The sequence below is a fragment of the Psychromonas arctica DSM 14288 genome (assembly GCF_000482725.1).
Taxonomy (GTDB): domain Bacteria; phylum Pseudomonadota; class Gammaproteobacteria; order Enterobacterales; family Psychromonadaceae; genus Psychromonas; species Psychromonas arctica.
The window spans coordinates 256,250-269,961 of record NZ_KI519478.1; the positions used below are offsets into that span (position 1 = coordinate 256,250).

Below are 13,712 nucleotides of genomic sequence, written 5' to 3' on the forward strand. Positions count from 1 at the left end.
CTAAACAAAAAGCCCCAATAGGGGCTTTTATTATAAGTATATAAAGAAATGCTTAAGAGAGAGTGTATGCAGAAAGATCTGCATTATTAGACATCAATGCATTCAAATTCTCTAATACTGCTTGAGAAGTTACATTTTCAGAAGTGAAAACATCAGAGAAGTTTGCTTGTGCAAGTTGATTAAATGTCACTTGATCTTCAGCTGATAAACCCCAAACTTCTGCAAGTGTTGATAATGTTTCACCTTCACCTTTAGACATGTCACGTGCTAAGTTATCCATATTTCCATCAATAAATAGAGATACTTTAGCTGTTGAAGTCACTGTATCAGTACCATCACAACCTAATGTACCAAAAGTAATACCGAAAGTTTGGTTACCAGAAGTACCATTTGTCGTTGCACCCAACACTTTAAATACTTTACCTTCTTGGCCTGCCATAACCATTGAACCCAGACCACAACCAATATCTTGGTCAGCCATCGCACTTGTAAATGGTAATAAAGATAGCGCTGCAACTGCAATTAACTTTTTCATATATAAATCCTTTAATAATATATCGAAGAGTGATTAATACTTTATTTTGACACCTGTTCACATTAAGTTGTCATGTAAACAATATGTTAACAATAGCATAATAAATATATTACAACTACCAACTAATTAAACACTGAAAAAATATTCTAGAAGAATATTTATTAAAAGAAAACAAAGAATTATAGACAATAATAGTATTTAATACGATTGTGATCTGAATCTAAAAGCACATATAAAAATATCAAAATTTGTTGCATATTAGTATTTTTATTCAAGCACTTTAATCAACAATCAATAGGTGAATTTTAGACGAGAGAAGAAAATCGTTGAGAACAAGCCTGCAAGGTATGTTATAGACTTGACCTATAAAAATGGCTTTTTGAAAATATAAATTTCACTTTTATTACTATTAGCCTCGTTAGTTACCCAAAATTAACAGCAATAAAAAAGGCGACCATAAGGTCGCCTTTTTTTAACGAAAGTTTAAATATCTACTTACGTGTTAACTTAATAGCACGTAACTGCGCAACTGCTTGCGCAAGTTGTGCAGTAACCAGTGCAAAATCAATATCCTTAGAAGGATTTGACATTTGTGCTTCTGCTGCACGTTTAGCTTCTTCTGCTTTCGCTTTGTCAAGATCTTGACCACGAATTGCAGTATCGGCTAATACCGTAACACCACCTGGCTGTACTTCAAGAAAACCGCCTGAGATATAAATGACTTCTTCGCCACCATTTTGCTTAACTAATTGAACCATTCCTGGTTTAATTGGTGTCAGAAGTGGTGTGTGACCATGCATAATGCCTAGTTCACCTTCTTGACCAGATACTGATAAATGTGAAACTAATCCTTTAAATAAAGATTTTTCAGCACTTACAACATCTAAATGTGTGGTCATTGCTTTAGCCATAGTAACCTCCAGCTGTTACATTTTTTTAGCGTTTTCGACAGCTTCTTCAATTGCACCTACGTATAGGAACGCTTGCTCAGGAATGTCGTCGTATTCACCAGCAATTAAACCTTTAAAGCCAGCTAATGTGTCTTTAAGTGGTACGTAAATACCTGGGTCACCTGTAAATACTTCAGCTACGTGGTAAGGCTGAGTAAGGAATTTCTCAACTTTACGTGCACGAGATACGATTTGCTTATCTTCTTCAGAAAGCTCATCCATACCTAGGATAGCAATGATATCTTTCAGCTCTTTATAACGCTGTAAAATACCTTGTACACCACGTGCAATATCGTAATGCTCTTGGCCAACAACTAATGGATCAAGTTGACGTGAAGTTGAATCTAACGGGTCAATCGCAGGGTATAGACCCATTGATGCGATATTACGGTTAAGTACAACTGTTGCGTCTAAGTGAGCAAAGGTTGTTGCAGGAGATGGATCCGTTAAATCATCCGCAGGTACGTATACCGCTTGGATAGAAGTGATAGAACCCGTTTTAGTAGAGGTAATACGCTCTTGTAAAACACCCATCTCTTCAGCAAGTGTTGGTTGGTAACCAACGGCTGATGGCATACGACCTAGTAGAGCTGATACTTCAGTTCCTGCTAGTGTATAGCGGTAGATGTTATCAATGAATAGAAGTACGTCTTTACCTTCATCACGGAAGCGCTCAGCCATTGTAAGGCCAGTCAGGGCAACACGTAAACGGTTTCCTGGTGGCTCATTCATTTGACCGTAAACCATTGCCACTTTTGATAATTCAGGTTTTTCAACGTTTACAACGCCAGCTTCCTGCATTTCAAAGTAGAAATCGTTACCTTCTCGAGTACGCTCACCAACACCAGCAAAAACAGACAAACCTGAATGTTTCAGTGCGATGTTATTGATAAGCTCCATCATGTTAACTGTTTTACCAACACCAGCACCACCGAACAGGCCGATTTTACCACCTCTTGCGAATGGGCAGATTAGGTCGATAACTTTAATACCTACTTCCAGTGTTTCATTTGATGCTGACTGCTCTTCATAAGAAGGAGCTGCACGGTGAATCTCGTATTGTTCATCAGAAACAACAGGACCACATTCATCAATCGGCTCACCCAATACATTCATAATACGGCCTAATGTAGCCGTACCAACAGGTACTGTGATTGCATGTTTAGTATCAGTAACTTCTAAACCACGACTCAAACCTTCAGAAGCACCCATAGCGATACAACGTACAACGCCGCCGCCAATTTGTTGCTGCACTTCCATTGTTAGGTTTTTCTCAGTCACGATCAGTGCACTGTATATATTCGGAACGCTTTCTTGTGGGAATTCAACATCCACAACAGCACCGATAATCTGTACGATTTTACCTGAACTCATTTCTGATCCTCTAAAATCTTTATTTTAAAATTATACCGCAGCCGCACCACCACAAATCTCAGATAGTTCCTGAGTAATTGCAGCTTGACGTGCTTTGTTGGCAACAAGTTGTAAATCTTCAATTAAGTCACTTGCGTTATCGGTTGCTGCTTTCATTGCAACCATACGTGAAACTTGCTCACACGCTAAGTTTTCCACTACTGCTTGATACACTTGAGATTCAACATAACGAACTAATAATGAATCTAAAATATCTTTAGCATCACCTTCGTAGATGTAATCCCAGTGATGGGCAGCAACTTCGTTATCACTTTCTGCTTTTGGCAGAGGTAATAACTGACTGATTGTAGGTACTTGTACCATGGTACTAACGAATTTATTGTTCACTATATACAAACGATCAAGGTCACCTGCATCATAAGCATCTAACATTACTTTTACCGAACCGATCAAGTCATCAATCGACGGTGCATCACCCAAAGCCGTAGCTTGAGCAACAATGTTAGCGCCTAAATTACCAAAGAAACTTTTTGCTTTAGAACCGACAATGGCTAAATCAACTTCAACACCAGCTTCGCTGTGTTTTTTCATTTCTTGGATAACCGGTTTAAACAAATTAATGTTTAAACCGCCACATAAACCACGATCACTTGAAATGACAATATAACCAACACGCTTAATATCTCTTTCTTCAAGATAAGGGTGGTGGTATTCCAAGTTACCTAGTGCGATATGACCAATCACTTTGCGCATAGTAGTTGCATAAGAAAGACTGCTTTGCATGCGTTGTTGCGCACGACGCATCTTTGATGCTGCAACCATTTCCATGGCACCAGTGATTTTTTGAGTGTTTTTCACACTCGCGATCTTATTTCTAATTTCTTTATCGCCGGCCATTTCTTACTCCTAATTAATGCTAACTAACGACTTTCGCCGTTAATTAATTACCAGGTTTGCGTCGCAACAAAAGATTCTAAAAGAGACTTAAATTGCCCTTCGATTTCTTTGTTGTAATCACCAGATGCATTAATTTGAGCATAAAACTCAGCATGCTCATTTTTAGCGTAAGAGATTAAAGATGCTTCAAAGTCTAATACTTTTTCAACATCGACATCATTTAAGAAGCCTTTCTCTGCAGCAAATAGTGATAACGCTTGTTCAACAACTGACATAGGAGCATATTGTTTCTGCTTCATTAATTCAGTTACTTTTTTACCATGCTCAAGCTGTTTACGCGTAGCTTCATCTAAATCAGATGCAAACTGTGCAAACGCTGCTAATTCACGGTATTGCGCTAAAGCAGTACGAATACCACCAGAAAGCTTTTTAATCACCTTACACTGAGCAGCACCACCAACACGTGATACAGAGATACCTGGATCAACCGCTGGACGTACACCACTATTAAAGAGTTCAGTTGTTAAGAAGATCTGACCATCGGTAATAGATATTACGTTAGTCGGTACGAATGCAGATACATCGCCCGCTTGTGTTTCAATGATTGGTAATGCTGTTAATGAACCAGTTTTACCTTTCACTGCACCTTTAGTAAAGGTTTCAACGTAATGCTCGCTTACACGAGATGCACGCTCTAGAAGACGAGAGTGAAGGTAGAAAACATCACCAGGATATGCTTCACGGCCCGGTGGACGTTTAAGCAATAGTGAAATTTGACGGTAAGCAACAGCTTGCTTAGAAAGATCATCATATACAATCAGTGCATCTTCACCGCGGTCACGGAAGTATTCACCCATTGAACAACCTGCATATGGAGCAAGGTATTGTAATGCAGCAGCTTCAGAAGCAGATGCTACAACAACGATAGTATTTTCTAACGCGCCATGCTGTTCAAGTTTACGTACTACGTTTGCAATTGTTGACGCTTTTTGGCCAATCGCAACATAGATAGAGTATAAACCTGTAGATTTTTGGTTAATGATTGCATCGATTGCAATAGCAGTTTTACCTACTTGACGGTCACCGATGATAAGTTCACGTTGACCACGACCGATTGGAATCATTGAATCGATTGATTTCCAACCAGTTTGTACTGGTTGATCAACTGATTTACGATCGATTACACCAGGTGCGATCACTTCAATTGGAGAGAAACCATCGTTTTCGATAGGTCCTTTTCCATCAATCGGCTCACCCATTGTGTTAACAACTCGACCAAGAAGACCTTTACCTACTGGTACTTCAAGAATACGACCAGTTGATTTTACCTTTTCACCTTCTTTAAGGTCACGGTAAGGTCCCATTACAACAGCACCTACCGAGTCACGCTCAAGGTTAAGTGCCATAGCAAAGCTACCATTTGGTAGTTCGATCATCTCACCTTGCATACATTCAGCAAGGCCGTTGATGCGAATAATACCATCGCTTACAGAAACGATTGTACCTTCATTTCGCGCTTCGCTTACCGCTTCGAATTTTCCAATTCGTTGCTTGATAAGATCGCTAATTTCAGTGGAATTCAGTTGCATGCTAACTTCCCATTAAGATTGTAAAGTATGTGATAAACGAGATAGTTGACCGCTAGCGGTGCTATCAATCACTAAATCACCGGCGGTAATAACCATCCCAGCAATTAACGATTTATCAATACTACAATTTAGGTTTACTTTTCGTGCGAGGCGTTTTTCCAACGATATACTCAACTCTTTCAACTGAACTTTAGACAGTGCATAAGCAGAGACAACATCAGCGTCGATCTCTTTTTTATACTCAGTTTCTAAATCAGAAAAAAGTTGTTTAATGCGTGGCAAAACACTCAAACGTCCATTTTCAGCTAATACTTTAATAAAGTTTTGACCATTCTCATCGAGTTGGTCTCCACAAACATTAATAAACAGATCAGCTAACTCTTTTGGTGCTTTATCGCGTGTTAGTATCTTTGCCATGGTTGCATCTTGTGCAACTTCAGCGGCAAAAAACAGCATCGTAGACCAAGCTTCGATTTTGTTATTACTAACTGCAAATTCAAAAGCGGCTCTTGCATAAGGACGAGCTACAGTAGTCAATTCAGACATAACTTCGCTCCTTATAGTTCAGCAACTAATTTATCAATAATGTCGCTATTCGCTTCTTTATCAATAGTACGCTTAATGATTTTTTCAGCACCCGCAATAGCTAGAACAGCAACTTGTTGACGTAACTCTTCACGAGCACGGTTACGTTCAGCTTCAACTTCCGCTTCACCTTGAGCAATAATTTTACTGCGCTCAGTTTCAGCTTCATTTTTAGCTTCTTCAACAATTTGTGTACGACGCTTATTAGCTTGATCGATAATTTCTGCCGCTTGTGCTTTAGCTTGTTTCAACTTATCAGTTGCTTTAGCTTGCGCAAGTTCAAGATCTTTTCCTGCACGTTCAGCTTGCGTTAAACCATCCGCAATTTTCTTTTGACGCGCTTCAATTGCGTCTAAAAGTGGTGGCCACACATACTTCATGCAGAACCAAACAAATATCGCAAATGCGATAGCTTGGCCAATTAGGGTTGCATTAATATTCATAACAGCTCCTTAGTAATTAAGTAAATTAGGATCCGTTATTAGCCCGCTAGTTGAGCTACAAATGGGTTTGCAAATGTGAAGAATAATGCAATACCAACACCGATCATTGCGATTGCATCGATAAGACCAGCAACGATGAACATTTTAACTTGTAACATAGGTGCCATTTCTGGTTGACGTGCAGCACCTTCTAGGAATTTACCACCTAAGATACCAAAACCGATAGCTGTGCCAGCAGCGCCTAAACCAATTAGAAGTGCTACAGCGATTGCAGTAAAACCTAATACTGTTTCCATGAAAAATTCTCCAAATAAAATTAAATTGTTTTATGTTTAAAAGTAATTACTTAAAAAGTAAAAATTAATGTCATACCTAAAAATTAATTAATGATCTTCGTGTGCCATGCTGAGATATACAATGGTCAGCATCATAAAGATAAAGGCTTGTAGAACAATAATTAAAATATGGAATACGGCCCACGGGAAGTAAAGTGGTAATTGCCAGTAACCCAGTAGTGCTATCAAAATAAATATCAACTCACCAGCATATAAGTTTCCAAATAAACGTAGTCCTAATGAAACAGGCTTCGCTAATAGCGTTACAGATTCAAGTAAGAAGTTTACCGGGATGAATGCCCAATGGTTAAATGGTTGCATAGTCAGTTCTTTAACGAACCCACCGAAACCTTTTACTTTGACAGTGTAGTAAATGATTAAAGCGAACACACTCAATGACATACCAAGTGTTACGTTTAAATCAGTTGTAGGTACAACTTTAAGATAAGGTACTCCGATAGTTTGCGCAGCATGAGGTAGCAAATCTACAGGTACTAAATCCATTAGGTTCATTAAGAATACCCAAACGAAAATAGTTAATGCTAAAGGTGCTATCAAGGCATTTTTGCCATGAAAAGTATCTTTTACATTCTCATCTACAAAATCAATCACCATTTCGATGAAACACTGTAACTTACCAGGTACACCAACTGTTGAATGTTTTGCTACACTACGAAACAACCAAAGAAATAATACACCGAGGCCTACTGCAACCAGTAGAGAATCGACGTGAAAAGTCCAAAAACCAGCATCATGCGCATTCCAACCACCATCAACACTCCATGTAAGGTTTGTTAAATGATGTTGAATATAACTTGATGATGTTAGAGCTTCACCTTGACCAGCCATGTTTTATCCCATCGTTGTTATAAAAAAAGAAAGGCGCTAACCACTGTGAGGCAACCAGCAATGAGAATGAAATATAGAAAGCTGTTAGTGATAACAACACGTATTTCAAAAACACAACAAACAGCAGCACAGTTAAAAAGAGTTTAATAGCCTCCCCTGCGTAAAACCCCCTAAGTACTTTTTTAGTTTGTCTCGCACCTGCGTGTGCAAATGCCATCAAAACAAAAATAAGGTTAGGAAGCAAAAAAGTGACTCCTCCAGCTAAGGCTGAATAACCAGACTTAATCGAAAAAAACACTGTTGAAACCAATGCAATAATTAGCATTAATAATAATTGAAAAGCCACCAATTTCAGCCCTGAAACCTGACCTTTTTTTGCTAGTTTATCAACCACTCTGATTTCCTTTTACTAGCTAATTCAAAGCATGAATAAATGATAAAAAATAATCAATTATTCGCCCAAATTAAAACTTGAGCAAATTATACCGACAAAAAATGTCAATGCAATATGGAGCGATGCGTTGAGGTAGTAGAATCGGGAAACTTTCATGATTATTTAATATAAAGCAGAGGAAACTGCATATGATCTAAAACAATAAAGTAACGAAAACCTTCGCTTTTCTTTATTTATTTTCTATTAATGTGATCAATGCATCTAAGTCTGTTATAGAACTGTAATCTATGACTAATTTACCAGATCCATTTTTACTATTTTTAGCTGTTACTTTTAGACCAAATTTATTTTCTAAAGTTGTAACAAATAACTCAGTTTTTTCACAAAAAAGAGGGGGCGTTTTAACTTTCTCTGGTGCTTGCGATTTTTTAACTAATTTTTCAGTTTCACGCACACTTAATGCTTTACTTACAACTATTTTAGCAAGATCAGATTGTAGTGTTCCTTCACACACTAATAAAGCGCGTGCGTGGCCCATCTCTAGATCGCCATGTTCTAATAATGTTTGAACATCTTCGTTAAGATTATTTAAACGTAGTAGGTTACTAACAGCAGTACGTGATTTTCCAACGGCTTGAGCAACTTCTTGGTGGGTTAATTCGAATTCATCAACAATGCGCTTTAAAGCAATCGCTTCTTCCATTGCATTAAGATTTTCACGTTGAATATTTTCAATCAAGGCGATTGCAATAGCGGCATCATCTTCCACATTTTTTATTAAACAAGGAATCGATTCAAGTCCAACTATTTTTGCTGCTCGCCAACGACGTTCGCCGGCAATAATCTCAAATTTTTGATGACCGGTCTCACGAACTACAAGGGGCTGAATAATGCCTTGTGCATGAATTGAGTTAGCTAATTCTTGTAATGCATCCGATGACATATCTCGACGAGGTTGGTATTTACCAACTTGCAACAGATTGATATCAATGTCTTGTAAGGCTCCTTGATCTTGATTAATACGCTGCTGTGTTTGTTCTGCATTCGCATCATGTGAGACTTGCTTATTACGCGTGACGGTACTGCTGCTTAATAATGAATCCAGTCCCTTACCTAAGCCTCTTTTTTTGCCTAACATATTAAATAACTTCCTGTTCTGTACTGATAGATTGTTCTTCTCGCCTTAAAATTTCACCCGCTAATGATAAATATGCTCTTGCTCCGGTAGAGTTTTTATCATAATACATCACTGGCTTACTAAAGCTTGGTGCTTCAGCTAAGCGAATATTACGAGGAATAATAGTGCGGTAAACTTTATCACCAAAATGCTTCTTTAATTGATCTGATACATCTGTAGATAATCGATTACGAGGATCGTACATAGTGCGCAAAATACCTTCGATCTTTAGATCTGCATTAACCACGGCTGCGAGTTTGCTAATCGTATCAACTAATGCAGTTAAACCTTCTAACGCATAATATTCACACTGCATAGGTACCAACACTGAATCAGCAGCTGTCATAGCATTAACTGTTAACATATTGAGCGAAGGAGGGCAGTCTATAAAGATGTAATCATAAACATCCCTAGCGCCTTCTAGAGCAGTTCTTAAACGTGTCTCGCGTGAGAAAAAGCTCATTAATTTAACTTCAGCTGCAGTAACATCACTATTAGCAGCGACTAAATCAAATCCCCCCGTCGTTTCAGACTCAATGACTTGAGCAAGGGGAAGCTCATCAATTAACAGGTCATATGCGGTATGAGCAACTTCATATTTATCAATCCCGCTACCCATGGTTGCATTACCCTGAGGATCAAGATCAATAATCAAAACTTTACGTTTAGTGGCCGCCATTGAAGCCGCTAAGTTAACACAAGTAGTCGTTTTACCAACGCCACCTTTTTGATTTGCAATCGCTATTATTTTACCCACAAAAACCTACTTAATATGTATTTGAGTGATTACGAGACACGCTTAACTTTCACTAAACAGCGTTCACCATCTAATTGTGGGACTTGTAATGTAACCGACTCAATAAATTTAAATTTAGAATCTAAATTATTAACTTCAGATTCAGGATATTGCCCTTTAAGCGCTAAGAAGTGACCACTTGTATTCGGTAAGTGATAACACCAAGATAACATATCTTCTAATGATGCAAAGGCACGGCTCAAGACACAGTCAAAACCAGTTTCAGGTTGATATTCTTCAACTCGGCTTTGTACTATCTCAACATTTTTTAACCCTAAACTGAGGATAGCTTGTCGAATAAAACGTAAACGTTTTCCTAAACTGTCTAATAAAACAAAATGTTTATCAGGATTTAAAATTGCTAACGGTAGACCTGGTAAGCCAGGTCCAGTTCCAACATCAATAAAGCTATCTCCCTGCAAATGAGGTGATACGACTATACTGTCCATAATATGTTTGACAAGCATTTGTGATGGATCGCGTACAGAAGTGAGATTATACGCTTTATTCCACTTAGCTAACAACTCAACTAACTGTACTAATTGAGATACTTGTTGATCTGTAATGACAAGATCCGTTTGCGCAATAAGCGCATCTAACTGAAGTCGTAAACTCATTAACCAGCCTTACGACGAACGCCGCTTTTCTTTAAGTGTATTAATAAAATCGAAATAGCAGCAGGGGTGATCCCTGATACACGCGATGCTTGACCAATACTTTCTGGTTTTAAATCATTTAGCTTCGCGGTCACTTCGTTAGATAAACCCTTGATTTCTGAGTAATCTAATTCTTTCGGTAAAAGCGTATCTTCATGACGTTTCAATTTTTCAATTTCATCTAACTGACGATCGATATAACCTTGGTATTTTATATTTATTTCAACTTGCTCTGCAGCGATAGGGTCAGCAATTGCAGGACCTAAACCTTCGATTTTCATCAAGCTTTCATAAGTCACTTCAGGTCGACGAATCATTGCTTCCAATGTACTTTCTCGTTGCATAGGTTTTTTCAATAATTCATTAATTTTGTCAGCATTAATAGAATTAGGGTTAACCCATTGCCCTTTTAAACGTTTTAATTCAGTTTCTACAAGCTCTTGTTTTTTACTAAAAGCTTCCCAGCGTACGTCATCAACTAAGCCTAGCTCTCTGCCTTTTTCTGTTAAACGCGTATCAGCATTATCTTCACGCAATAATAATCGATATTCAGCACGGCTAGTAAACATACGGTAAGGTTCTTTTGTACCTAGTGTCGATAAATCATCAACTAATACACCAATATAAGCTTGATCTCGTCGAGGAGCCCAACCTTCTTTGTCTTGTACTTGTAAGCCAGCATTCATACCTGCTAATAAACCTTGAGCAGCAGCTTCCTCATAACCCGTTGTGCCATTGATTTGTCCGGCAAAGAATAAACCATCAATGTATTTGCTTTCTAACGTAGATTTAAGATCTCGGGGATCAAAATAATCGTATTCAATCGCATAGCCAGGACGTGTTACAAATGCATTTTCAAAACCTTTCATCGATTGAATGAAAGCAAGTTGAACATCGAAAGGTAAACTTGTAGAAATACCATTTGGGTAAACTTCATGCGTTGTTAAACCTTCAGGCTCTACAAATATTTGGTGTGAATTTTTATCAGCAAAACGCATGATCTTATCTTCGATAGAAGGGCAGTAGCGAGGCCCTACACCTTCAATCACACCTGAATACATTGGACTTCGATCTAAATTAGCACGAATAATATCATGCGTTTTTTCATTGGTGTGAGTGATATAACAAGGGATCTGACGTGGATGTTCAGAACGATTACCTAAAAAAGAAAATACAGGTGTTGGATTATCACCGTGTTGAACCTCTAATTCAGAAAAGTCGATACTTCGTGCGTCAATACGAGCAGGTGTACCTGTTTTTAGACGACCCATGCGTAATGGCATTTCTTTTAATCGATCAGATAAAGTGATCGAAGCTGGATCGCCTGCACGACCACCACTGTAATTTTTTAAACCAATATGAATTAAACCGTTTAAGAAAGTACCTACGGTTAATACAACTGATTTAGCAGAAAACCGAACGCCCATTTTAGTAATAACACCAACAACGCGATCATTTTCAATAATCAGATCTTCAACTTCTTGTTGAAAAATTTGTAAATTTTCTTGATTCTCTAATTTTTCACGAATAGCTGCTTTGTACAAAAGACGATCTGCTTGAGCACGAGTAGCACGAACAGCTGGCCCTTTACTTGAATTAAGCGTTCTGAATTGAATACCACCTTTGTCGATAGCCGATGCCATTAAACCACCTAAGGCATCAATCTCTTTAACTAAGTGTCCTTTACCAATCCCACCAATTGCAGGATTACATGACATTTGACCTAATGTTTCAATATTGTGAGTCAATAATAGGGTTTTTAATCCCATTCTAGCAGGTGCAGCAGCAGCTTCAGTTCCTGCATGGCCACCGCCAATAACGATAACGTCAAATTGTTCATGGTAAATCATAATATTCCAAATACAGCTATATAAAATTAAAGTTAGATTTTACCCGTTTAAAAAATAAAGGAAAGCAACAAGGTTGTTTTAACAGAAAACAATAGTATTAGTATTATATATAGATCTTTAAAGATCTTTTATTACTATACTTATTAAGCAATTGAATTTCTGTGTAAAACAACTTTAATCGATTAAAGATCAGGATCTTAAAAGAGATCCGATCGTGTGCATAATAAGGGATCTTAATGCGATCAACCTGAGTATAGAAAAGTACTTTATCAACAGCCCAATTTATGCACATTTTTATAAAGTGATTACGCAAAACTAATTCAGTAGTTATAAATGAATTATGCACAGAAACTTGTGGGTAACTTATCAATTAAATAGCTAAATAATTAAGATCTTTTATAAAGAAAGGGATCCAATCTTCAACTTGGTCCTCTGGGATCGGTGATTCAACAACATCAATATTGAATATATTACCTAACCGATGCGCTCCTTTTTCACGTAACAGAAGATCGAATTGTTTTGCAGCATAACAATAAGTGTCGTAATTCGAGTCACCAACACCGATTAAGCCAAAATGAATGTTAGACAAATCACCCTGCATTTTATTAATCTGTTCTACTATTTGTTTAAAGTTATCAGGGTAGTCACCTGCACCATGTGTAGCTAAACAAATTAACCATATGTTTTTTTCTTCTATATTCAACATGGTTAAATCAGGAGAGAAGTGAACTTGAGTGCTAAAACCTGCTTTTTCTAAAAAAGGTTGGGTAGCTTCCGCAACATACTCTGTTCCACCCAATGTACTACCTACTAATATATCTATATTAATCACAATATTTTCTCTCTCTATGTAGGAACAAAACAACAAACAATGAATTTATAAAAACAGCATCTCATTATAACGCGTAAATATGTTCAATATAGTGCGTAATTAGTATGAAAATAAAGCAAGTTGTTCGCTAAATAATCATTCAATTTAATAATCACAAAAAACACTAATTAATACTTGCTAATGTGATCTGAGTCCCTATAATGCGACCCCACAGACACGGGATGTAGCGCAAGTTACTAACCAAGTCCGAACCAACAAACTCCTAGAGTTTGAGCCAACAAAAACTTTTAAAGTAATTTAAAATAAGATGTTGACAAGGTTCAAGGTTAGCGTAGTATACGCCGCCTAGCCGCAAGGCACGCTCTTTAACAATTTAATCAAACAATCTGTGTGAGCACTTGTTGTTGATGTGATTTCAAAAAAATCAAAAATGTAATTCTTCTGCTTGCA

15 protein-coding genes are annotated in these 13,712 nt (G+C 37.6%); all 15 read right to left on the reverse strand.

The window, feature by feature from the left end:
• Positions 1 to 52: 52 nt before the first annotated feature.
• Positions 53 to 535 carry a DUF3015 family protein gene (locus H592_RS0114610; RefSeq protein WP_028869418.1) on the reverse strand — a complete coding sequence of 161 codons (483 nt, stop codon included), beginning with the start codon at positions 533 to 535 and terminating at the stop codon, positions 53 to 55.
• Between the two features lie 491 nt (positions 536 to 1,026).
• The gene (locus H592_RS0114615) at positions 1,027 to 1,446 is read right to left on the reverse strand and encodes a F0F1 ATP synthase subunit epsilon (protein ID WP_028869419.1); all 420 of its coding nucleotides are present in this window, start codon (positions 1,444 to 1,446) and stop codon (positions 1,027 to 1,029) included.
• 15 nt (positions 1,447 to 1,461) lie between these two features.
• Complete coding sequence (atpD, locus tag H592_RS0114620; protein ID WP_025565305.1) at positions 1,462 to 2,859, reverse strand: F0F1 ATP synthase subunit beta; 1,398 nt, start codon at positions 2,857 to 2,859, stop codon at positions 1,462 to 1,464.
• A 30-nt stretch (positions 2,860 to 2,889) separates the two neighbouring features.
• Positions 2,890 to 3,756: a F0F1 ATP synthase subunit gamma gene (atpG, locus tag H592_RS0114625; RefSeq protein WP_028869420.1), complete on the reverse strand. Its 867-nt coding sequence runs from the start codon at positions 3,754 to 3,756 to the stop codon at positions 2,890 to 2,892.
• Between the two features lie 47 nt (positions 3,757 to 3,803).
• A complete protein-coding gene (gene atpA, locus H592_RS0114630) occupies positions 3,804 to 5,345 on the reverse strand; it encodes a F0F1 ATP synthase subunit alpha (RefSeq protein WP_028869421.1) in 1,542 nt (513 codons plus the stop codon).
• Between the two features lie 12 nt (positions 5,346 to 5,357).
• Entirely contained in the window at positions 5,358 to 5,891 is a 534-nt protein-coding gene (gene atpH, locus H592_RS24010) for a F0F1 ATP synthase subunit delta (RefSeq protein ID WP_028869422.1), read from the reverse strand.
• Positions 5,892 to 5,902: 11 nt separating this feature from the next.
• Complete coding sequence (gene atpF / locus H592_RS0114640) at positions 5,903 to 6,373, reverse strand: F0F1 ATP synthase subunit B (RefSeq protein ID WP_028869423.1); 471 nt, start codon at positions 6,371 to 6,373, stop codon at positions 5,903 to 5,905.
• Between the two features lie 38 nt (positions 6,374 to 6,411).
• Positions 6,412 to 6,669: a F0F1 ATP synthase subunit C gene (gene atpE, locus H592_RS0114645; RefSeq protein WP_025565310.1), complete on the reverse strand. Its 258-nt coding sequence runs from the start codon at positions 6,667 to 6,669 to the stop codon at positions 6,412 to 6,414.
• An 87-nt stretch (positions 6,670 to 6,756) separates the two neighbouring features.
• Positions 6,757 to 7,557, reverse strand: coding sequence for a F0F1 ATP synthase subunit A (atpB, locus tag H592_RS0114650; protein ID WP_028869424.1), 801 nt, complete (start codon positions 7,555 to 7,557; stop codon positions 6,757 to 6,759).
• Entirely contained in the window at positions 7,541 to 7,951 is a 411-nt protein-coding gene (locus H592_RS0114655; RefSeq protein WP_028869425.1) for an ATP synthase subunit I, read from the reverse strand. The genes atpB and H592_RS0114655 overlap by 17 nt, the downstream gene beginning before the upstream one ends.
• Positions 7,952 to 8,180: 229 nt before the next feature.
• A complete protein-coding gene (locus H592_RS0114660; protein ID WP_028869426.1) occupies positions 8,181 to 9,089 on the reverse strand; it encodes a ParB/RepB/Spo0J family partition protein in 909 nt (302 codons plus the stop codon).
• Between the two features lies 1 nt (position 9,090).
• A complete protein-coding gene (locus H592_RS0114665; RefSeq protein WP_028869427.1) occupies positions 9,091 to 9,885 on the reverse strand; it encodes a ParA family protein in 795 nt (264 codons plus the stop codon).
• A 29-nt stretch (positions 9,886 to 9,914) separates the two neighbouring features.
• Positions 9,915 to 10,541 (reverse strand): 16S rRNA (guanine(527)-N(7))-methyltransferase RsmG, encoded by a 627-nt coding sequence (gene rsmG / locus H592_RS0114670; RefSeq protein WP_028869428.1) that lies wholly within the window; start codon positions 10,539 to 10,541, stop codon positions 9,915 to 9,917.
• Entirely contained in the window at positions 10,541 to 12,430 is a 1,890-nt protein-coding gene (gene mnmG / locus H592_RS0114675; protein WP_028869429.1) for a tRNA uridine-5-carboxymethylaminomethyl(34) synthesis enzyme MnmG, read from the reverse strand. The genes rsmG and mnmG overlap by 1 nt, the downstream gene beginning before the upstream one ends.
• 370 nt (positions 12,431 to 12,800) lie before the next feature.
• Positions 12,801 to 13,262: an FMN-binding protein MioC gene (gene mioC / locus H592_RS0114680; protein WP_028869430.1), complete on the reverse strand. Its 462-nt coding sequence runs from the start codon at positions 13,260 to 13,262 to the stop codon at positions 12,801 to 12,803.
• Positions 13,263 to 13,712 lie beyond the last annotated feature (450 nt).